The sequence below is a fragment of the Aggregatibacter kilianii genome, assembly GCF_003129965.1.
Lineage (GTDB): Bacteria > Pseudomonadota > Gammaproteobacteria > Enterobacterales > Pasteurellaceae > Aggregatibacter > Aggregatibacter kilianii_A.
The window spans coordinates 18,408-41,240 of sequence record NZ_NRCJ01000010.1; the positions used below are offsets into that span (position 1 = coordinate 18,408).

At 42.8% G+C, this 22,833-nt stretch carries 19 protein-coding genes and 1 pseudogene; 6 read left to right on the plus strand and 14 right to left on the minus strand.

Going from position 1 to position 22,833, the window contains the following annotated elements; translation table 11 throughout:
* The 4 genes and pseudogenes from DK430_RS08675 to DK430_RS08690 all read left to right on the plus strand — a co-directional run.
* A partial coding sequence (locus DK430_RS08675; protein WP_275425150.1) for a transketolase family protein occupies positions 1-437 on the plus strand: 437 nt, incomplete at its 5' end.
* 414 nt (positions 438-851) lie between these two features.
* Positions 852-2,591 (plus strand): ATP-binding cassette domain-containing protein, encoded by a 1,740-nt coding sequence (locus DK430_RS08680; RefSeq protein WP_109078670.1) that lies wholly within the window; start codon positions 852-854, stop codon positions 2,589-2,591.
* A 17-nt stretch (positions 2,592-2,608) separates the two neighbouring features.
* Positions 2,609-3,043 (plus strand): annotated as a pseudogene (locus DK430_RS08685) (transketolase family protein); the annotation flags it as partial.
* A 244-nt stretch (positions 3,044-3,287) separates the two neighbouring features.
* Positions 3,288-5,363: an extracellular solute-binding protein gene (locus tag DK430_RS08690; RefSeq protein ID WP_109078671.1), complete on the plus strand. Its 2,076-nt coding sequence runs from the start codon at positions 3,288-3,290 to the stop codon at positions 5,361-5,363.
* Here the strand turns inward: DK430_RS08690 and DK430_RS08695 are convergent.
* The 13 genes from DK430_RS08695 to argR all read right to left on the minus strand — a co-directional run bounded on the left by DK430_RS08695 (position 5,358) and on the right by argR (position 18,076).
* Positions 5,358-6,017 (minus strand): MgtC/SapB family protein, encoded by a 660-nt coding sequence (locus tag DK430_RS08695; protein WP_239496805.1) that lies wholly within the window; start codon positions 6,015-6,017, stop codon positions 5,358-5,360. The genes DK430_RS08690 and DK430_RS08695 overlap by 6 nt on opposite strands.
* 93 nt (positions 6,018-6,110) lie before the next feature.
* A complete protein-coding gene (locus DK430_RS08700) occupies positions 6,111-7,313 on the minus strand; it encodes an MFS transporter (protein ID WP_109078673.1) in 1,203 nt (400 codons plus the stop codon).
* A 13-nt stretch (positions 7,314-7,326) separates the two neighbouring features.
* Positions 7,327-8,151, minus strand: a complete 825-nt coding sequence (locus DK430_RS08705) for an MBL fold metallo-hydrolase (RefSeq protein WP_239496806.1) — start codon at positions 8,149-8,151, stop codon at positions 7,327-7,329.
* Positions 8,152-8,467: 316 nt separating this feature from the next.
* Positions 8,468-9,841: a sodium-dependent transporter gene (locus DK430_RS08710; RefSeq protein ID WP_109078675.1), complete on the minus strand. Its 1,374-nt coding sequence runs from the start codon at positions 9,839-9,841 to the stop codon at positions 8,468-8,470.
* A gap of 24 nt (positions 9,842-9,865) precedes the next feature.
* Positions 9,866-10,501, minus strand: a complete 636-nt coding sequence (gene nth, locus DK430_RS08715; RefSeq protein ID WP_109078676.1) for an endonuclease III — start codon at positions 10,499-10,501, stop codon at positions 9,866-9,868.
* A gap of 209 nt (positions 10,502-10,710) precedes the next feature.
* Positions 10,711-11,418 carry an electron transport complex subunit E gene (locus DK430_RS08720; RefSeq protein ID WP_109078677.1) on the minus strand — a complete coding sequence of 236 codons (708 nt, stop codon included), beginning with the start codon at positions 11,416-11,418 and terminating at the stop codon, positions 10,711-10,713.
* Entirely contained in the window at positions 11,418-12,029 is a 612-nt protein-coding gene (gene rsxG / locus DK430_RS08725) for an electron transport complex subunit RsxG (protein ID WP_109078678.1), read from the minus strand. The genes DK430_RS08720 and rsxG overlap by 1 nt, the downstream gene beginning before the upstream one ends.
* Before the next feature lie 9 nt (positions 12,030-12,038).
* Positions 12,039-13,118 carry an electron transport complex subunit RsxD gene (gene rsxD / locus DK430_RS08730; RefSeq protein ID WP_109078679.1) on the minus strand — a complete coding sequence of 360 codons (1,080 nt, stop codon included), beginning with the start codon at positions 13,116-13,118 and terminating at the stop codon, positions 12,039-12,041.
* A gap of 10 nt (positions 13,119-13,128) precedes the next feature.
* Positions 13,129-15,363 (minus strand): electron transport complex subunit RsxC, encoded by a 2,235-nt coding sequence (rsxC, locus tag DK430_RS08735; protein ID WP_109078680.1) that lies wholly within the window; start codon positions 15,361-15,363, stop codon positions 13,129-13,131.
* On the minus strand, positions 15,364-15,957 hold the full coding sequence (gene rsxB / locus DK430_RS08740; protein WP_109078681.1) for an electron transport complex subunit RsxB: 594 nt from the start codon (positions 15,955-15,957) through the stop codon (positions 15,364-15,366).
* On the minus strand, positions 15,957-16,538 hold the full coding sequence (gene rsxA / locus DK430_RS08745; protein ID WP_109078682.1) for an electron transport complex subunit RsxA: 582 nt from the start codon (positions 16,536-16,538) through the stop codon (positions 15,957-15,959). Before rsxA ends, rsxB begins: the two co-directional genes overlap by 1 nt.
* 155 nt (positions 16,539-16,693) lie before the next feature.
* A complete protein-coding gene (locus DK430_RS08750) occupies positions 16,694-17,587 on the minus strand; it encodes a TIGR01777 family oxidoreductase (RefSeq protein WP_109078683.1) in 894 nt (297 codons plus the stop codon).
* A 21-nt stretch (positions 17,588-17,608) separates the two neighbouring features.
* Positions 17,609-18,076, minus strand: coding sequence for a transcriptional regulator ArgR (gene argR, locus DK430_RS08755; RefSeq protein WP_109078684.1), 468 nt, complete (start codon positions 18,074-18,076; stop codon positions 17,609-17,611).
* A gap of 254 nt (positions 18,077-18,330) precedes the next feature.
* Between argR and mdh the strand changes: the two genes are divergently transcribed.
* Positions 18,331-19,266: a malate dehydrogenase gene (gene mdh, locus DK430_RS08760; RefSeq protein ID WP_109078685.1), complete on the plus strand. Its 936-nt coding sequence runs from the start codon at positions 18,331-18,333 to the stop codon at positions 19,264-19,266.
* A gap of 217 nt (positions 19,267-19,483) precedes the next feature.
* Complete coding sequence (locus tag DK430_RS08765) at positions 19,484-21,232, plus strand: YadA family autotransporter adhesin (RefSeq protein ID WP_162616827.1); 1,749 nt, start codon at positions 19,484-19,486, stop codon at positions 21,230-21,232.
* A 181-nt stretch (positions 21,233-21,413) separates the two neighbouring features.
* On the opposite strand, the gene DK430_RS08770 is transcribed toward DK430_RS08765, so the two are convergent.
* Positions 21,414-22,433, minus strand: coding sequence for a branched-chain amino acid aminotransferase (locus tag DK430_RS08770; RefSeq protein WP_109078687.1), 1,020 nt, complete (start codon positions 22,431-22,433; stop codon positions 21,414-21,416).
* Positions 22,434-22,833 lie beyond the last annotated feature (400 nt).

Here is a 22,833-nt window from a genome sequence, read left to right on the forward strand (position 1 = left end):
GTAAAAGTGCGGTCAAAATTTACGATGAAAATGACACCTTCACCATCGGCAAAGCCAAAATCCTGCGCGAAGGTAAAGACATCACTTTAATCGCTAACGGCATTATGGTGGCGGAGGCCTTGAAAGCGGCGGATATGCTGTCAGAACAAGGCATTGAAGCCACCGTGGTGGATATGTTCACTCTCAAACCGCTGGATCAGGAATGCGTCATTCAATGCGCGAAAAACACGGGTAGAATCGTCACCTGTGAAAATCACAGCATTCAAAACGGCTTAGGCTCCGCCGTGGCGGAATTGCTGGTGGAACATTGCCCCGTACCAATGCGTCGCATCGGCATTAAGGAACGCTACGGACAGGTGGGCTCATTAGATTTTCTGATGAACGAATACGAGCTCACCGCACAGCATATCGTGCAGCAGGCGTTGAGTTTGTTTTGATGCTTGGAGGATGGTGCACATCTTCTGATTATAGCTGTTCGAAATATTGTTAATATATTGATATTCCTAAATATCTTTCCTTCTCCTGTTTCTGGGGGACAAAACGAAAAGCGTTTTGAGCATTGGCTTTACCAAAGGCGCCAACGGGGGAGAACATCCCTCAGGGCTTCACCCGTAAACAAGGAAAGCCAATTTTTCCTTTTTTATTATTTAGTTATGATGTTTCGAACAGCTTTGATCTTTTAACACGTATGGTTAAGTATTCAAACAAAGAAAAGGTACGTGTTGGGAACGCGTGTTAGCGGAAACTCATCCTCAATGTGTTTATTTAACTCTATAATATATTTAACGTCTAACTTTATGAAAGCTTACCTTTTATTTTATTACAGGAAAATAAATTTTTAAGGCTAAATAATGATTAATTTAATTAACTATATTAGAAAAGAATTTGACAGTAAACAAAAGAGGTTGTTGTTAATAACAATAATTGTTTGCGTATTAAGTTCTATTGTGGTGTCAATATTACCGGTCATATTGGCATCAATTATTAATAAAATAACGTCTAATGGATCGACTGGGAATATGAGTTTTATATTTTATTTATCAATGTGTTATATTATTGCTTTATCTTTTGGACGTTTGCTCCCTGTATTATCCTCTGCAATGATAATGCTTTTGCAAATTGACAGAAAATTAGTATTTTCACATTCATTCTTCCTTTATTTATATGCTCAGAAAAATAGCTTCTTTGAACGAAATAATTCGGGAGCGATTGCGCAACAGTCTGTTCAACTAAATAATGAGATGCATCAACTGTTTAATCTCTTTATTAATGGATTCTTTGATCCGATTTTAAAGTTAGTAATTGCAATGATGATTATTTTATTAAGTGGTGATGTCGTCATATTATTCTTTTTTGTGCTTTATATGATTTTTCTTTGGATCAATACTCACTTTTTTACAAAGAAATTAACAATGATAAAACAGCGTTTAATGGATGCGGGGAGAGATACATATGAAATACAAATAGATTCTGTTGAAAATATATTATTAGCTAAAAATAATAATGCATTTGATATGTTATTTGATAGATATAAAAATTCTCTTGATGCGGAGAAGGAAATTGCATGGTCATATGTCAAATATACAAATAAAATGATTTTAGTTAACACTATTCTTAGTATTTTATTACTTGGATTTAGTTTTATCTATTCGATTTATTCTGTTATTAATGGAAATTATTCTATAGGGCATTTTGTGATGATTACATCGTATATAATGATGTTATCTGCGCCAATAGAAATTTTGTCAAATAATTATAGTCAAATGACCCAATCTATTGCTTTTTTAAGCGAGTTTATTAATAAGTTTAAAAATAATTATTCTGATAATAGTACTAACGAAGATAATCACCTATTATCCATCACTGTTTCAGATATGTCTTTTTGTTATGAAGATCCTAAGGATTTAATATTAAATCAGATTAATATGCACATTGATAAAGGACAATTTGTTACACTGACCGGCGAAAGTGGCTCTGGGAAGACAACACTAGCAAAATTATTGTTTCGTAGTTGTGATAATTATCATGGAAAGATATTAATTAATAATAAAGATATAAATTCTTTTTCAGATGAAATACTAAGAAGTAAAATGTATCTTGTTTCTCAGGATGAATTTATATTTATGGATACGTTAAGATTTAATCTTCTTATTTCAAACCCAAAAGCAACGGATGAGGATTTGTTAAAAGCCTTAGAATTAGCCTGTTTTTTTGATGCTTCCGAAATTTCGGAAGAAGATAGAATGTCTTTATTGGATATGAAATTAGGAAATCGGGGCATGACAATTTCAGGCGGGCAACGACAACGGATTTCTTTAGCCCGTTTATTTTTACGACAACCGGATATAATTATCATTGATGAAAGTACATCTTCTTTAGACTTAATCAATGAAAAACGTGTTCTAGATAATATTGTGAAAGAATTTCCTCATGCAATTAAAATTAGTATAAGTCATCGACCGACGACATTCCGTTATTCCGACATGATTTATATCCTTGATGAAGGAAAAATAAGCGATAGCGGTTCATTAGACGAATTATTATCAAGAAATACGTATTTGCAGAATATTATGAAGAGTTCTCTTCAATAGCAAAACTATTAAGAATAAAAAGTGCGGTCAAAATTTACGATGAAAATGACACCTTCACCATCGGCAAAGCCAAAATCCTGCGCGAAGGTAAAGACATCACTTTAATCGCTAACGGCATTATGGTGGCGGAGGCCTTGAAAGCGGCGGATATGCTGGCAGAACAAGGCATTGAAGCCACTGTGGTGGATATGTTTACTCTCAAACCGCTGGATCAGGAATGCGTCATTCAATGCGCGAAAAACACGGGCAGGATTGTCACTTGTGAGAACCACAGCATTCAAAACGGCTTAGGTTCGGCTGTGGCGGAAGTGCTGGTGGAACATTGCCCCGTACCAATGCGCCGCATAGGCATTAAAGAACGCTACGGGCAAGTGGGTTCATTAGATTTTCTGATGAACGAATACGAGCTCACCGCACAGCATATCGTGCAGCAGGCGTTGACGTTGTGCTAGATAGAGGCAGTAACAAAAAGTGCGGTTAAAATCTACCGCACTTTTTGTTAGTCACGAATACGTTATCATTCTGCTGATCGAAGTCTCGTTATGCTAAAAATAACCGGCTGATTTTGTTTGCTTTTTCTGATGGATTTCTTTCATGTGATTTTATGAAAACGTAGCAAATGATGTCGCTTGTGTTCTTTTATTGGGTAATCAGATAGAATGTGGTGATACGGTTATTGATTTTTATAGGCGGAATATGGCAACCATAAAAGATATCGCAAAAGAGGCCGGGGTCTCACTGGGGACAGTGTCAAACGTCCTCAATAAAAAGAATAATGTAAGCCTAAGAAAAATTGAATTGGTTGAAAATGCTATAAAAAAATTGGGTTATCAGAAAAATACACAAGCAAGTATCCTGAAATCAGGAACAAATAATAAAATTTCCATCATATTTCCTAATATTAGCTCTTCCGAATATTATTCTCTTTACGAAGCATTAGATTTTTATTTCTCTGCTCAAGGTTATAGTATAAATTTATACTTAACTAATAATGACAAAGTAAAAGAAGAAAAAATCATTGAAACAATATTAGGGGAGCCGTCGCAAGTTATTATTACCTCATCATGTCTTGTTGATGCTAAATCTTATTATGATTTTTTTGATGATAAAAAAACGGATATTATTTTTGTTTATAATAAATTAAAAGGTGCAAGGAATTATATTAATTTTGATTATGATTCTATTTTTCATGATGTTATTGAGCAGATCTATAAAGATGGCTATTCCTGTGCTGGTACTATACTGAAAAACAAGCGTTATCATTCCGAGAAAATTAAATTATTTTATTTTAAGAGCGATGGGTCTTTTGAAATCGTTAATTTTGTTATTGAAAATAAATTACCGGCAATTATTACAATGAGCTTGGAGAAAGCTGAAGAAATTTATAATGCCTTTTATTTCTCTAATCTTGTTCCGCCTAAAATCTATGCTATAACCGGGGCAAAATTTAGCTATGATAATAGATTTGTTAAGTATTATGTTAGTTATGAATCTATTGCCAAGAAAATAATAAATAAAGTTAAAGGTGAGAAGATAAATGGAAATTATTTAAATAAAGGTTTCCAATTTTTATCTTGTGATAAAATTTCTAATAAGGTATTAAACATTCTTTCTATTCCAAGTCCATCAACAGACGCCTTACAAAAAATTATTCCTCATTTTACCCGTCAAACAGGAATACGGGTAAATCTTCATACCGTTTCTTTCCAAGAAATTTCAACTATCCTGAGTAATCCTAGGAAGTATGAAAAATATGATATTGTACGGATTGATATGGAGCGGCTACCTTGTCTGTACCACAGCCTTCAACCGATGAGTTTTATTCCTTTAAGTGAATTAGAGGAATATTATTCAAAAAACATTATTGAGCGATTTTGTTTAGTAAATAAGATTTTTTATGCCATTCCGTTTGACCCGAGTATTCAGGTGCTTTTTTATCATAAAGATTTGTTTGAAGATATGGTTATTAGAAGAATGTATTATGAAATATATAAAGAGGAGCTAAATCCTCCGACAGATTTTGATGAATTCAATAAAATATCTTCTTTTTTTAGGAATACTCTTTTTAATAACTTCTCGGTAAAATATGGGACTTCTATTATTGATAATTATGAAATATTAGCGTTAGAGTTTTTTATCCGATATTATGCTGTAGCAAATGAAAATATTTTTATAAACGGAAAATCTTTTTTTAATAAAGAAAATGCTTTGTTGGTTTTGGAAAACTTATCGCATTTAATGGATAGTGCCATTTTGGTTGAAGATAATTGGTGGAGTAAAGCGGTTGAACTTTTTGAAAAAAGAGAAACGGCAATGTTAATTATTTATGCCAATCATTATTCTCAATTATCAAATAGTCTTCCTGCATCAATAGGCTGCGTCCCTGTCCCCGGGAAAAAACCGTTGATCGGCGGAGGAAGTCTTGCCATAACAAGAAACTGTCAAAAACGTCAGGAAGCCGAATTATTTCTTAATTGGTTTCTAAGTGATGAAATCAATGAGATGTACGCTCTGCTTGGTGGGGTTTCTGCAAGAAAAAACACTTTTCTTAATCAAGAAATTATTAAACGTTATCCGTGGATCCCGACAATAGAGCAGTTAGATTTTAACGGTATCAGAGAAAACACTATTGCAACCGATAAAGCGATTAATTTAATTGACGTCGAGAAAAAAGTCGGTTGCATTCTATTTGAGTATTTAACGGGAAAATTTGATAAGTTTGTCTCCGCAGAAAAGCTTAACAATGTTTTCTCTGAAGCGGTAAAATCATAAATAACTGATTTCAATATAACGAATACTTTTGAATTTTTTTAAATATTGATATAAATCCCAATATGAGATTTCGTCGATAACATTTCCTGAAATGGATAATATGATATTTTCTTCAGTGGCTTCCTTAATGTTGATTGTGTTTATGTCTAATTTTTTTATTTCTAAGTCCCTTAAAATAGATTCGACATTCTCATTAATAACGTTTAAAACAATACTAACGTTGTTTTTCGGATTCTTTTTGGGGATCACTAATTTCAGATAGTTGCTGTATTTTAATGTTAATAAAATACAGGCCGCAACAATAATGGCTTCACCATAAAATCCTGCACCAATAGTAATACCAATACCAGCGGCAGTCCATATCATTGCTGCGGTTGTAATGCCTGATACGACATCATCGTTTTTATGTAATATGACGCCGGTTCCGATAAATCCTATGCCGCTAATTACCTGAGCGGCGAGGCGCATAGGATCGGTTCTGATATTATCGGATAAAGTGGCATAGTATTCGGCGGAGGCAATAGATACCGCAGTTAAAATACAAGTAGTGATAGAAATAATAATACAGGTTTTTATTCCGACCGGTTTGCTTTTGACTTCTCTTTCGAATCCGATTATTCCGCCTAATAGCATTGCCAGCAATAATTTAATCATAATATTAATATGAAAAAATCCGGATATTTGTTCATAAATATTGCTGATATATAACATCATAATAGATTTCTCACTACTTGTATTTTTGTGTCATTATTTTTTAAATTCTTCAGAATCTTTAAAGAAGATCCAGAAAAGAATTCCGACGACAAGTGCCACCCCGGCCGGATATAACCAGAATTCTGACCATTGTGGTGCGGCGGCAGGCATTGTTTTTTCGGTGACGACACGGTTATTTATCGCACCGATAACGGATGACGCCATAAACACGCCGAAACCGTTCGAAACAATAAAACGAAGTCCCTGCGCTTGTGCTTTGATGCTTTCGTGGGCTTTAGAGTTGACATATACATCGCCTGCGGTGAAGAAGAAATCCCAGCAGACACCCTGCAGTAACAAACCGATAAGAATGTAAGTGAAATAATCTTCGGAAATGGCCGCGTGAGAGAATATAAACATTCTGATGACCCAACCGATAATTCCCAGCATGATGACGATCTTGAATCCAAACCGTTTCAACATGGCAACCAACAGCACCATAAATAAGACTTCCGCGCCGACTGCAATTTGCATCATATTCGCCGAGTTCATATCCAACACTTTCAAGTACACGGGAATATATGCGCTGTAAGCGGTTTTGGTGATCATCAGTACAAACGTGGCGAGCATAAAAATAGTGAAATACCGATCCTTAAATAAAGATAAAGCATCTAGACATAAGATGGTTCGGAGATCTAATTTCGCACCTTTAGAGGCCGGAGGGGTATTTGGCAGCGTTAAGCAATAAATCCCGCAAACCACAGCGGAAATTGCCGCAACTTTGAAGACGATCACATTATCAAATATCTTGTAATGCCCCATAATCAGACCGATAACAATAAAACCGATATTGCCGAATACCCGAATGTAAGGGAACAGTTTTTGTTCCGAAATATGGTGGAAGGCGATACTGTTAGACAAAGCCGTTGTCGGGTAATAAAGCAGCCCCACCACGAAGATCAAAAACAAGAACATACTCACATTGCCTTCCAATATATAACTTGGTAATAACAACATGACTAACCCGTTTAAAATATGCAGGATAGAAATCACTTTTTGCGAAGCGAAGAACCTATCGGCAATCATACCGATAAATAAAGGAGAAATAATCGTCGCCAAACCCAATAAAGAATAGGTCGAACCGATACTTTCTTTCATATTGTAGGTGGCTAATACGGCGCCGATGGTCATATTCCAGGCACCTTGTACAAAATATTGCATAAACATCATGACAAACAGACGAGGAATCTTAAACATGATCTTTTCTCCTTTAAATCGTTTTGATGAGTCCATCATAGGCGACTTCAATGCCATGAGGTTTAAACACATCCACCAAGCCTTGATAATCCAATCCGCAGCTATGTGAATGATGAGACGTTAAAATTTGCGTATGCGGCTGTAAATTGCCGTTTTCACCGAATTTCTTCTTCATATTAATAACGGTTTCAATGCTCATGTGATTATCGGTTTTGTCGTTATCGCGATAACCATAGGTGCACTCCAACACGATAAGGTCGGTTTTTTTATTTTTTAACCAGTCCCAAGTTAAATCGCAGTAATACCCGGAATCATGCCCATATAGAATAGATTTACCTTGTTTTTCAATGAAATAGATATAACACATTTCCCATTTTTCATGATTGGCAATGAGCGGTGTAATGCGCGCGCCGCTACTGGTAGTGACGGTAACGAACGGAATGAGAATAGAAAGGTTAAAACGATCGGGCGTGAGATCAACGATGCCGTTTAAACAGCCGGTAATCGCCTTGTCACTGCCGTAGATATACATCGGATGTTCCACATTAAAGGCGAAATTGCGTACCCGATTATGTAATTCGCCCACATTAAAATGATCAGGGTGGGTATGCGTAATCAGTAAATCCTTAATGTTGGTGACATCAACATGGTTTATATGCGCCTGATGAAAAAATTCAGGTGAAATGTCGATTTGAATTTCATCATCAATAATCGCAGAAGAACGCGATCTCACATCTCTCCCGCCGTTTTTTCGGGTTTTTTCGCATAATTCACATTTGCAGTAAGGGTTAGGAATGCCCTCGGACGCCCCAGTGCCTAAGAAAAGTAGTTTCATCATGAGTCTCCTTCTATATATTGAAACGTATCAATTTAGTGTAATTATTGATCTTCATAATGAAACGTTTCAATATTGTTTTGTTTGATTTGTGATAGAGATCACATAGAAAAGCTATTGATGTATGAGCATCCGGACTTTGTGAAGATGGAGTATGGGTAATGAGAATGCAGAGCTAAGGCGGAATATTGCGGAGGAGTCTGAATGTATTTGCTGTGATAATTGTGAATATTAAAAAATAAAGACACGCGTCGGGAGACGCGCGTCAGCAGGATTAGAATAAGAAAAAAGTGCGGTGAAAATTCACCGCACTTTTTCGTTAAATCAGGTTACTCACAAAAATCACCAAAATAATAAACGGCACCACAAACTTCACATAGTTGAACCATACTTTTGTGAAAGTGGAGTTCGGTGTTGGTGAGAGTTCTTTTTTCGCTTCGTCTTTCAGCACAAAACCTACGAAAATGGCGCAGCCAAGAGCGGTGAGCATGAATAGAATGTTGCCGCTGACGAAATCAAAGGCGTCAAAAATGCTTTTGCCGAAGAAGGTGACGTCTTTCCATAAATTATCGCCGAGAATCGCCGGCACGTTGCCAAAGAGGAAAATACCGCCGAGAGTCAAGATAATGGCTTTGCTGCGGCGCATTCTGAGTTTTTCTTGAAGCGCGGTGATAATCACTTCGTAAATCGTAATAGAGGTGGTCAGCGCGGCAATCAGCAATAAGCCGAAGAAAATGATGGCAAAGAATTTACCCGCCCATAAATGGGAGAACACGATCGGCAGACTTTGGAAAACTAAGGTCGGACCGGCGTTCGGTTCGATGCCGAAAGTGAATAGGGATGGGAAAATCATAAAGCCTGCGAGTACGGCGATGATGGTGTTGGTGAAACCGGTAATCACGGCGGTTTGAATCAGGTCTTCTTCTTTATTTAAGTAACTGGAAAGCGTGATTAATACGCCGAAACCGAGGCTTAAGGCGAAAAAGACTTGCCCTAAGACGAAAATAAATAATTCGGCGGTGATTTTGGAAAAATCCGGTTTTAAGTAGAACGTGATCCCTTCCATGGCGCCCGGTAAGGTGATGTTGCGAATCACCATGCCGATTAAGAAGATGAACAGCAACGGCATTAAGTATTTCACGGCGCGCTCAATACCGCCGATGATGCCTTTCGCCAAGATGATGTAATTGACTAATACGAAAAGTGCAGTGTAAATGATAATTTCTAAGGGGCTGTTGCTGATGTGCAAATCGTAGAAATCTTTGGCGACGTCTTTAGTGATGGGAGTGGAAATATCTAAGGTCCCGGTGATTAAGTTAATGATATAGGTAATCACCCAGCCGCCGAGAACCATGTAATACGCCATGATGCCGAAGGCACCGAGTAAGCCCATGTAACCGATGATTTTCCAGTATTTGGAAATGCCTTTGCCTTTATCGAGGATTTTATCGCCGAATGCGTCAATGGAATTAACCCGCAGACGACGACCGATGACGTTTTCCACTAAGATCATCGGAATTCCGATTAAAATCATGGCTAAACAGAATAACAGCACATAGGCGCCGCCCCCGTGTTCGCCCACCAAATAGGGAAAGCGCCAGGTTGCACCAAAACCTACGGTTGCGCCGGCAACGGTAAGCACATAAGTTAATCGACTGGACCAAGTTTGTCGTTCCGGTTTTTTTGTTGTCATAAGTTTTCCTGTATTTCTTAAATTTTAATATTCTGTTTTATCTTTATATTCGCATAAATCTTCAATAATGCACGCGCCGCAGCGGGGTTTGCGTGCCACGCAAGTGTAACGCCCGTGTAAAATTAGCCAATGATGGACGTCCACTTTAAATTCGGCAGGGACGACCTTAATCAGTTTTTCTTCCACTTTCACCACATCCTTGCCGGGCGCAAAACCTGTGCGGTTGCACACGCGGAAAATATGGGTGTCCACGGCGATGGTAGGGTGACCGAATGCAGTGTTGAGAACCACGTTGGCGGTTTTTCTGCCTACGCCGGCAAGAGCCTCCAGTGCCGCACGATCTTCCGGCACTTCGCCGTGGTGTTTTTCGATTAAATCGCGACAGGTTTTGATAATATTCTCCGCCTTGCTATTAAACAAGCCGATGGTTTTGATGTATTCCTTTAAGCCATCTACGCCTAACGCCAAAATCGCTTGCGGCGTATTGGCGACGGGAAACAGTTTGTCCGTCGCTTTATTGACGCCTTTGTCGGTGGCTTGCGCCGATAAAATTACCGCAATTAATAATTCAAAGGGCGAGCTGAAATTCAACTCTGTCGTTGGGTGCGGATTGGCGGCACGTAAGCGTTTTAAGATTTCGATTCGTTTTTCTTTATTCATAATTTCTCTCTACTTTTTTGCTTGTGCAAAAAAGTAACAAAAAACACACCCCAAGCTAATTTGCTTATCTGAGCTTGGTTAGAATTTTCTTTACGGAAAATTTAGAACTCGCAACGGCGTTATTCAGGCAGACTAAATTTTCCTAAAAATTCTAAGTCGCTCAGGCAAATTAGATGGGGAAAATTATCTGAGCGTTATTCGTTTTTCAACTACTTTTTTGTATCTATTATATTTTTTAGTGCAAGTAACAAGGCTAATCCGATAAATGCGCCCGGCGGGAGAATGGCAAGTAACAGATTGCTGTCGTTATGGAAAAATTCAATGCGCATAAATTTTGCCCAGTCGCCTAATAAATTTTCAATGCCGTCGAATAGCGTGCCGTTGCCGAGGATTTCACGGATACCGCCGAGGGCGACTAAGCCGAGCAACATACCGAATCCCATAGAGAAGCCATCAAAGGCGGAATGGGAAATGCTGTTCTTGGAGGCGAAGGCTTCTGCTCGCCCTATTACGATGCAGTTGGTGACGATGAGCGGGATGAAAATACCGAGAGATTGATAAAGCGCATAGGTGTAGGCGTTCATCAATAATTGCACCACGGTGACTGTCGTGGCGATGATCATCACATAAATGGGAATGCGGATTTCATTCGGAATCTGTTTGCGGAAAACGGAAACCACGGTGTTGGTGCAGGTGAGCACCAGCATTGTGGCTAAGCCCAACCCAAGGGCGTTGGTCACGGAGTTGGAGACTGCCAATAGGGGGCATAAGCCGAGCAGTTGCACCACCGTGGAGTTGTTGGTCCAAACGCCTTGGATGAAAATATTTTTCCAAATGTGTTTTTCATCGGAAATGTTGACCGCACTTTTAGTGTCATTTGGTGGCGGCGTTTCCGTAATATCGTCTAATTTATCCATTATTCTTTCTCTTTCGGCAGATTATCCAGCATGGCAAGTGCAGCCCGTTTCACTTGATTTACCACGGCGCGCGGGGTGATGGTGGCACCGGCAAATTGGTCGAATTTGCCGCCGTCTTTTTTCACCGCCCATTCCGCCGCCTTGTCTTTGCTGATGACTTGGTGATTGAAACTGAAAATCCAATCGGAAATACGAGGTTCGATTTTATCACCCAAGCCCGGTGTTTCGTGGTGTTCCGTAATGCGCACGCCGAGCACTTCGCCGTCCGGTTTCATACCCACTAAAATACGAATGTCGCCGGAATAGCCATCGTGTGCCACGCTTTCAAAGGCATAAGCGGTTGTCACACTGTCTTTTTTCGCTGTGCAGATTTTTGTGATAGCCACGGCTTGTAACTCGCTTACCTGCGGCGCGTAGCAATCTTGCGTCAGATCATTATTGAAATAGTCTTGCGGGATCACTTGCAACAACAGCGCCCGTTGTTGCGCCTGCATGGCTTCATCAATTTTGTCTTTGGTTAAAAAGTAAATGCCGCTCGAAATCGCTGTACAGCAAAATGCCACAAATGCCAATAATATGCCGTATTTGGAGGTGATTTTTAGGGTTTGCATACTTTCTCCTTATCGACGATGGCCGGCAACGCGCGGGCGGGTGTAATGATCGATTAACGGCACACAAATGTTGCTGAGTAAAATAGCAAAAGCCACGCCGTCAGGGTAGTTGCCGTAAAAACGAATTAAATACAACAGGCTTCCAACTAAAGCACCGAATACCAGTTTGCCACGCGGGGTGATGGAGGCGGTAACGGGATCCGTGGCGATAAAGAATGCGCCGAACATCATGGCGCCACTTACCAACTGCGCCGGTACACTTAACTGCGCACTGTCGCCGAATAATTCGGTAAACAAACTCAACAAGGCAAAACTGCCTAACATTGCTACGGGAATTTGCCAGTGAATCACTTTTTTCAGAATTAAGAATAGCCCGCCGATGAAAAATGCCACATTCACTTGCCACCAACCCTGCGCAACATCCCAGCTATTTTGCATGAAAATCGGTAATTTCACCAAATCATAAAATGCCACATCGGCGTTGCAATCGGAACAAAGGGTAGAATAGAAAGTGCGCGCCGTATCCAGTGGTGTCGCCTGTGTTATGCCGTCAATGGAGGAGGTTAACTGGTGCAGACTAAAACCGTCGGAGGTGAGCCCGGAAAAAATTAACAATACGGCATCATTGAAGGTTGGCGGCTCCGATAGTAACGCAATCGGCGGCATCCACGTAGTCATTTGTAACGGAAAGGACACGAGCAACACCACATAGCCCACCATGGCGGGATTGAACGGATTTTGCCCCAAGCCGCCGTAAACGTGCTTGCCGAGAATGACCGCGCAAAATGTGCCGATCAGAATAATCCAATAGGGCGCGTAAGACGGAATGGCAACGGCAAGAATCAGTGCGGTCAAAATCACGCTGAAGTCGGAAATGTAGCTCAGCATCGGTCTTTTACGTAAACGCGTAACCGCCAATTCCAACAGCAACGCAAAGCTAATTGCCAACGCAGATTGAATCAACACGCCAAAACCAAAATAATACACCTGCAACACGATTGCCGGAATCATGGCGAAAATCACCCAAAACATCACGCGGGCGGTGAGTTTGCCGGAATGGGTATGGGGTGAACTTATCATCTTAAACATTTATCGTTCCTTAATCTTGTTGCGTGTTTTCACGTTGCACTTTCTTCGCCTTGGCGCGTGCGATGGCGGCGGCAATAGCGGCTTTACGCGGATCGCTTTCCGTTGGATTTTCATCAGAATTTTTAACCGAGCTTTGTTCTGTTTCAGGTTCGGCTGGTTCTACGGTTTTCGTTTGCTGCGCGGCTTTTTTCGCCTTGGCACGGGCGATAGCGGCGGCAATGGCGGCTTTTCGCGGATCGCTTTCCGTTGGATTTTCATCGGAAATATTGACCGCACTTTGTGCCGTTTCAGGTTCGGCTGGTTCTGTGGCTTCCGTTTGCTGCGCCGCTTTCTTCGCTTTGGCTCGGGCGATGGCGGCAGCAATGGCGGCTTTACGCGGATCGTTTTCCGTTAGATTTTCATCGGAAATGTTGACCGCAGCACTTTTTGCCGTTTCAGGTTCGGTAGCTTCTACGGTTTCCGTTTGCTGCGCCGCTTTTTTGGCTTTGGCACGGGCGATGGCAGCGGCAACGGCGGATTTTTTGTCCTCAAGTGCGGTGGTTTTTTCAGGTGTTTTTTCCGTTTCCTCAGGTGGCGAATGCGCCGCTTGTTCCGCCTGGCGGGCTAAACGGCGGGCTTTGCGTTGCGCCATGATGTCGCTGTTATCCGGTTGAATTTGGCCTTTTTCATCAACGATGGTTTTTTGTGCCGGCAGCGTACTTTCTGCCGTTTCCGCTTTTTTCGCTTTTAAGCGTTCCAGCGCGGCGGCGACCGGATCTACGCCTTTTTGCTGTGCCAGTTCTTCTCGGCGGGCGGCAGCTGCGCGTTGTGAGCGCTCTTTGCGTTCCTGTTCTTCCCGTTCCAAACGGGCTTGGCGTTGTTCAAAGCGGATTTTCGCTTCTTCCGCCAATTTGGCTTTGTGTTTGATTTCCCAAATTTTCGCCTTTTCTTGGCGGAAATATTGGATTAGCGGAATGTGGCTCGGGCAAACGTAGGCACATACGCCGCATTCAATACAATCCTTGAGGGAATATTCTTCGGATTTTTCGTGATCTTCGCTACGTGCAAACCAATATAGCTGTTGCGGCATCAATTTTACCGGGCAAGCGTCGGAGCAGGCGGAGCAGCGGATACAATTTTTTTCCGGTTCCGGCGGGGCGTATTCAAAATGATCCGGCGCCAACAGGCAGTTGGTCACTTTGGTCATCGGCGCGTTTAAATCGGGCAGAATAAAGCCCATCATCGGACCGCCCATGAACACCGGGAAGCGGTCATCATATTGGTAGCCGGTTTCCCGCAATAGATGGTAAATCGGCGTACCGAAGCGCGCCCAATAGTTGCCTTTGTTTTGAATTTTATCGCCCGTGAGGGTCACCACGCGCTCAATCAACGGTTCGTCATTTATCACGGCGCGTTTAATGGCAAAAGCGGTTCCCACGTTTTGCATAAGCACGCCGATGCTGGAAGAGCGTTGCCCGCTCGGGACTTCCATGCCGGTTAACACTTGAATTAATTGTTTCGCCGCGCCGGAAGGATATTTGGTTGGAATAACACGGATTTCCATGTCGTTGGCACCGTGCAAGGCGCGTTCTAGGGATTTTACCGCTTCGGGTTTGTTGTCTTCTACGGCAATAACCACTTTTTCAGGTCGCAAAATGTAGCGCAAAATGCGTACGCCTTCGATGATTTCATCGGCATGGTCACGCATGAGACGATCGTCGCAGCTGATGTAAGGTTCACATTCCGCACCGTTAATAATCAGCAGTTTCACCTGTTTTTCAGCGGAATGAATTTTGGCTGCCGTCGGGAATACCGCGCCGCCCAGACCGGCGATACCCGCCTGGTAAATTTTTTCGATCAGCTGTTCCGGCGTTTGCGTGAGGAAATCTTCCAACGGCATTTGTTCACGCCATTGATCCAAACCGTTGGCCTTGATATGCACGCAGGTTTCCGGCAAGCCTGACGGGTGGGCGGCGACATAAGGCGCCACATCAATCACTGTGCCGGAAGTAGGCGCGTGAATCGGTAGGGTGCGCAAGCCGTCGCCTTGGGTGAGCGGTTGTCCTTTTAATACATGATCGCCACGTTTGACCAGTAAATTCCCGGCGTTTCCGGCGTGCTGTTTGACGGGCACATAAAAATCTTCCGGTAAAGGCAGGGGGCGAATCGGCGTGCCGTTGGATTGGGATTTCATGTCGGGTGGATGAATGCCGCCGTCGAATTCCCAAAGTTTGCCGCTGTTGAAACCTGTTAATACATCAGCCATTTATTTCCCCACAATGATTTTCTTCTCGGCCGATGTGGTGTCAACAATCGGGATGACTAAATTAGGATCGAATTTCCAATCCCAAGTATCGATATTCTTTTCCACTTTAATCATGCTAATACAGCTGGTCGGGCAGGGCGCTACGCAAAGTTCGCAGCCCGTGCATAAATCCGGAATGATGGTGTGCATGGATTTGTTGGTGCCGATGATGGCATCCACCGGGCAGGCTTGGATACATTTTGTGCAGCCGATACACATATTTTCATCAATAAACGCCACTTTCGGTGCGGGATCTTCCGCCAAATCATCCGTTTCCGGCGCTTCCACGCCGAGCAATTCGGCAATTTTGATTACCGTAGGACGCCCGCCGGGAATACATTTGGTGATCACATCGCCGTTGGCGATGGCTTCCGCATAAGGTTTGCAGCCGGGATAACCGCATTGTCCGCACTGACTTTGCGGCAAAATGGCATCGATTTTTTCTACGATAGGATCCGCTTCCACCTTCAATTTGACCGACGCAAAGCCCAAAATGGCGCCGAAAATCAGCGCCAAGACGACAATGGCAATGAGTACATAGTAGAACGTGGTCATTATAGTTTCACTAATCCGGTGAAGCCCATAAAGGCAAGGGACATTAAACCTGCCGTAATCAAGGCGATGGACGCGCCGCGAAAGGGCATCGGCACATCGGCGGCAACCAAGCGTTCACGCAACGCGGCAAAGAGCACCAACACCAGCCCGAAACCGGCGGAAGCGCCGAAGCCATACGCCACGGATTCCGTTAAATTATGGGCAAGATTGACGTTCAGCAATGCCACGCCAAGCACGGCGCAGTTGGTGGTAATCAGCGGCAGGAAAATCCCTAATAAACGATATAAGGTCGGGCTGGTTTTATTAATGACCATTTCGGTAAATTGCACTACCACGGCGATCACTAAAATGAAAACCAAGGTGCGTAAAAAGGTGGCGTTTAAAGGCGTGAGAATATAGTTATCCACCAAATAGGAACACAGCGCCGCCACCGTCAGCACGAAAGTGGTTGCCAAACCCATGCCGATGGCGGTTTCGATCTTTTTTGAAACGCCCATAAACGGGCAGAGTCCAAGGAATTTCACCAGCACGAAGTTATTAATCAATGCCGTGCCGATGATCAGTAAAATGTAATGTGTCATAGAGTTCAATTCGTTCGTATAAGCGGTGTATTATCGCTATTTATGGGCTTAAGAACAATAAAAAATTGGGAGAAATTCTAGCAAAAACGACCGCACTTTTTGATACGCCGAAAAGCGTATTTTAGAAAAAGTGCGGTGGAAAATTTAGATGGATTTTATTCGGCGGGGATTTCTTCTGCGAAGAATTCGGCGAGATCAGGATATTCAAATTGAAAGCCTTGCGCTAGCAAATGTTGCGGCACAAGATTTTGACTGTCGAGCAGCAAACCGGCGCGTTCGCCGAGCAACAGTTTCAGCATAAACGCCGGTACGCTTGCAAAGTGCGGACGGTGCAGGGCGTCACCTAATAATGTATTGAATTCGGCGTTGCGTACGGCGTGCGGCGCAACAAAATTAAAGGCGCCGTGACAATTGGGATTGTTCAATAAGAATAAGATCCCGCGCACCATATCCGCCAAGGCAATCCAGCCCCAGAATTGTTTGCCCGAACCGAGTTTGCCGCCGAGTCCGCAACGGTATAACGGCAACATTCGCGCCAGCGCGCCGCCTTGTGTGCCGAGCACAATGCCCGTGCGTACCAAGCACACCCGCGTGTTAGCTTTTAATGCGGTCGCTTCCCATTGTTGGCATAAGCGCGCGGCAAAGTTATCTGCCGGCGGGGTGTTTTCATCAATAAGTTGTTCGCCGCAATCACCGTAATATCCCGTCGCCGAGCCGGAAATAAAACATTGTGGCGGGGTATCGCTGCGGTTTATCAGTTGCGCCAGTTTTTCCGTTAATGAAACACGGCTGGATTCCAACCGCACTTTTTGTTTTGCCGTCCAACGATGGTCAAAAATCGGTTCGCCCGCCAGGTTAATGACCGCATCAAATTGATTGAAATGTTGAAAATAATCCAGCGTATTAATGAGTTCAACGGCGGCGGGGAGGTGTTTTTGCGCCTTGGCAGGATTGCGCACGAGCGCGGTGACTTGATGTTTTTGGGCTAATAACGAAGGAATCAATGCACTGCCGATAAAGCCGGTGGCACCGGTTATAAGAATTTTCATACGCTTCCTCCGTTTTTGAAATTAAAGGGAATTTTCGAATAAATCCTGAATCCGCAAGATTAAGCTGTTGATATCGGTGTTTTGGGTCGGCGTCACAAAAATGGTGTCGTCTCCCGCAATATTGCCCAAAATGCCTTCCATTTTGCTCACCGAATCGAGCAGTCGGGCGATGAGTTGCGCCGCGCCCGGTGTGGTGCGAATCACAATCAGCATATCATTATGATCGATGTCCAACACCAAATCCCTCAAGGAGCTACGGGTATGCGGCACGCTTAGTTCGCTAGGTAGGCAATAGACCATTTCCATGCGGGTGTTGCGGGTGCGAACAGCGCCGAATTTACTGAGCATGCGCGACACTTTGGATTGGTTAATTGTGGCGAACCCCATTTTTTGCAATTCGGCGACGATTTCATTTTGCGAACCGTATTTTTCCTGACGGAGGAGATCTTTGAAGACTTTATTCAGACTGTCCGTATTTTCGTTCAACATAAGGTTTTCTCTTATTATGTTTAGGTGGCTGAATTTTGCATAAAAATAGCGGTTTTAGCAAATAAATATTTATTTGGGCGATAAAAGTGCGGTTCTTTTTGGATGCGTTTTTTACGTGGTGCTTGTTAATATAAAAGAAAAAATTTGAGTTAGATCGCACATTTGCATTTGTCCGTTTGAATTTAAAAATTGATCAGCGTACAATTTTTCCAGATCTTTTAACTACCTATTTTTTACTATATGAGGAGAATGAAATGAAAGTTGCTGTTTTAGGTGCCGCAGGCGGTATCGGTCAAGCATTAGCATTGTTACTGAAACTACAATTGCCGGCAGGTTCCGAACTCTCACTTTACGATATTGCGCCGGTCACACCGGGCGTTGCCGTGGATGTTAGCCATATTCCGACTGCGGTGAAAGTAGAAGGTTTTGCGGGTGAAGATCCGACACCTGCATTAAAAGGTGCGGATGTCGTGTTAATTTCCGCCGGTGTGGCGCGTAAACCGGGGATGGATCGTTCCGATCTGTTTAACATTAACGCGGGTATCGTGCGTAACTTAATTGAAAAAGTCGCTGTAACCTGCCCGAAAGCCTGTATCGGCATCATCACCAATCCGGTCAACACCACTGTTGCTATCGCGGCGGAAGTGTTGAAAAAAGCGGGCGTTTACGACAAGCGTAAATTGTTCGGCGTGACCACATTAGACGTGCTTCGCTCCGAAACTTTTATTTCCGAATTGAAAGGCTTAAACGTGTACCGCACTATCGTGCCGGTTATCGGCGGACACTCCGGCGTGACCATTCTTCCTTTATTATCTCAAGTGCAATACGTTGAATGGAAAGACGACGAAATCGAACCGTTAACCAAACGTATTCAAAATGCCGGTACCGAAGTGGTGAACGCCAAAGCCGGCGGCGGTTCCGCAACCCTATCCATGGCGCAAGCCGCAGCCCGTTTTGCTAACGCCGTGGTTCGCGGTTTACAAGGCGAAACCGTGGTGGAATGCAGCTATGTGGAAGGCGACGGCAAATACGCCCGCTTCTTCGCCCAACCGGTTCGTTTCGGTAAAGAAGGCGTGGAAGAAATTTTACCTATCGGCAAACTCAGCGCCTTTGAACAACAAGCCTTAGAAGCCATGTTGCCAACCTTGCGTGCAGATATTGAATTGGGTGAGAAGTTTGTGAATTCATAAACGTTAAATCGGCGTAACGTAAAAGTGCGGTCATTATTTTCTGCGTTTTTTATTACGCCTGCTCAACATTGAAAAATCCTCGCGTTTGCGGGGATTTTTTATGCTTAATCAGAATGATGCGTTGAAGTTATGAACATAATTAAGTAGAATCCCCGCACAAATTTTGTGCATGGCTTATGCACTTGTTAAATCAATTTCGTTAAACAAGGAATCAATTATGAAAAAATCCCCTTTATTTTTAGCTTTATTTGGCGCTACGGTTGTTGCGACGAATGCGAATGCTGCTGCGATAAATAGTGGTACAAACAATATAGCCAATCCAACTGCAAATATCGCAGTTGGTTTTGCTCACAATAATCAGGGCACCTATTCCACGGTTATTGGTAGCGGTAACCTTAATTTTGCCAACCGCGTTGCTTTAATTGGTAACTTTAATGAGTTGAGTGTTCTGAATCCTCAAGTTGCATCATTTGATGCAAACGGAAATCCGATTGGTTATTCAAGTGGCACTTCAGCGGGTCTTGCAGGCTCCGCCCGCGACTCTAATGTGTTAGGCTCTTATAACAAATTATTTGCTGTGGAAAATAATCTGGTCGGTTCTCGTAATACCATTTCCTCAACTGCCGACTATCAGAATGTCTATGGTAGCCATAACAATTTAAGTGCGGAGCAATCTCATGTTGTTGGTAGCGGCGTTACTACAACCGCTAACGCAAACCATTCTTTAGTCTTCGGCGGCGGCACGGTTGTCTATGATTCAAATACCCGCACGCATTCCATCCAAAATCCAACCACCATTTCTGGGCAGCAAACTCTTTCTATGGGCTTTGGTAATACTATTTTAGGCAACAAAAATGTCGCTATCGGTTCCAATATTACGGCGACGGGCGGTAATAATGTGATTTTAGGTAATGACAGTAGCGAAAATTCCGCGACAGTGACTAATGGTGTGGTGAATACGGCAACAGTAGATCAGGCAACTGTCGGGTCTGTCACATATTCCGGTTTCGCCGGTAAAGCCGCGGATGGTGTGGTTTCTGTGGGGGCGGCTAATAAAGAAAGACGCGTCACAAATGTGGCGGCGGGGGAAATTAATTCCGCCTCTACGGATGCCATTAATGGTAGCCAGCTTTATATGGTGGCAAATCAAGTGGCGACAAATAATGACAATATTGTATTGTTAAAAGATGACGTAGTGCTTGTAGCGAATGAAGTCGAGAAGAATACCGCCGCGATAACTTCCGTTCAAGGTGATGTGACCACCAATACACAGGCGATTACAACTAACACGCAGAATATCACCGCAAATAAACAGAATATTGAGGCAAATAAACAAAATATTTCTGCCAATACGCAGAATATTGCAGCGAATAAACAGGCTATTGATACCAATTCACAAAATATTGCTACGAATACACAAGCCATCACAGCCAATCAGCAAGAAATTGCAACGAATAAACAAGCTATTGCGACGAATAAGCAAAATATCGAAAACAACAAAGCCGCTATTGATAATGTGCGCTCCGATGTAACGCAGCATTCGCAGGCTATTGCCGATAATAAAGCGGCAGGTGAGGCTAATACGGTACTAATTAATCAGGTAAGTGCTAAAGCGGATAATTACAATAATGCGTTGAATGCAAGAATCGATCAGATTCAACGTAATCAAAATAATTATAATGCGTTGGAGGGCAAGGTGACTAACCTTGAGTCTAAGTTGGATAAAACCCGTAAGGATCTCAAAGGTATTGGCGCATCTTCCGCCGCGATGGCATCTCTTCCACAGGCTTATTTGCCGGGTAAATCCATGCTGGCGGTAGGGACCGGAACCTATGAAGGTGCCAGCGCAATTGCGGTGGGCTATTCAAAAAACTCCGATAGCTCCAAACATGTGATTAAATTAAACGGTTCAATTAACACAAATAGCAAGGCATCATTTGGTGCAGGATACGGCTATCAGTGGTAGCTTTCGGATTTAGACGATAAATATTCAAAATCCCCTTAGTTAAAAAACTAAGGGGATTTTTTATTCACCTTGAGCCGTTATTTTCTATGATTTCGGATTTCTCTTTATCTATTGCATAGAGGAAAGTGCGGTGAAAAAACACAGCGTTTTTCGACCGCACTTTTCTCTCTTTAAGTTGACATTAATCTACTTTCACAATCCAACCTTCCGGCGCTTCCACATCACCGAATTGGATGCCGGTGAGTTCGTCGTAAAGGCGTTTGGTGATTGGACCGACGTCGGTTTCGGAATAGAAAACGTGGAAGTCGTCGCCGTATTGAATGCCGCCGATAGGTGAAATCACGGCTGCCGTTCCGCAGGCGCCGGCTTCTGCGAATTGATCCAGTTCGTTGATATATACATCGCCTTCAATGGTTTCCATGCCCAAGCGTTCTTTCGCTAAATAGAGCAAAGAGTATTTGGTGATACTCGGCAAAATGGACGGGGAAAGCGGGGTGATGAATTTGTTATCGCGGGTGATGCCAAAGAAATTTGCCGCGCCCACTTCTTCAATTTTGGTGTGGGTTTTCGGATCAAGGTAAATGGCATCGGCGAATTTGCGTTCGGCGGCAAGTTCATGCGGTAACAAACTTGCGGCATAATTTCCGCCGACTTTCACACCACCGGTGCCGTGCGGTGCGGCGCGATCGTAATCGGTTACCAAGAAGTTGGACGGTTTCATGCCGCCTTTGAAATAAGCCCCTACCGGGCAGCAGAATACGCAGAAGATATATTCCGGTGCGGCGCGTACGCCGATGTTTTCACCGACACCGATAACAAATGGACGTAAATATAATGTGGCGCCGGTGCCATAAGGCGCGACCCAACGTTCGTTGGCTTTGACTACCTCTTTACAGGCGCGGATAAATAATTCGGTCGGTACTTGCGGCATGAGGAGGCGATCGCAGGTATTTTGCATACGTTTGGCATTTTGATCCGGGCGGAAGAGATTAATGGAGCCGTCTTTGCAACGGTAGGCTTTTAATCCTTCGAAACATTGTTGACCATAGTGAAGGGCGGTGGAGCCTTCATGAATATGCAGCGTGCTGTCTGTGCTTAATTCGCCGTTGTCCCATTTTCCGTCTTTCCAATGTGCGATGAAACGATAATCTGTTTTGATATAACTGAAGCCGAGATTTTTCCAATCAAGTAAGTCTGACATGCTTTTTCCTTATGTGTATGTGTTATTTAAATGATTTTTAATCTACACCATTCCATTAGGATTTAAAATATTTTAATCGTAAAAATAAATGAAATTTTAGAAGAATAAATCGACGGCTATTCGGATTTGTGAGCGGAGGCAAGAAATCGGCGGATAAGTATGCTAAAATTTACCCATAAAAAACACCGCTCTTTTTAGGGAGCGGTGTTCGGCGAATAAGCCTAATATACAGGAAATGAAATAGTAACTTTTGTTACTCCGTTTGGAACAACCAAACAATATGCAAACACAACATCATACTTAATTTGAAACTCTTTAACCAACAAGAAGTACCAGATACTAAGTATGGTTGTATTGTAAGTAGAATGGAAATATTGGGCAAAAGAGATTTTTTTATTAG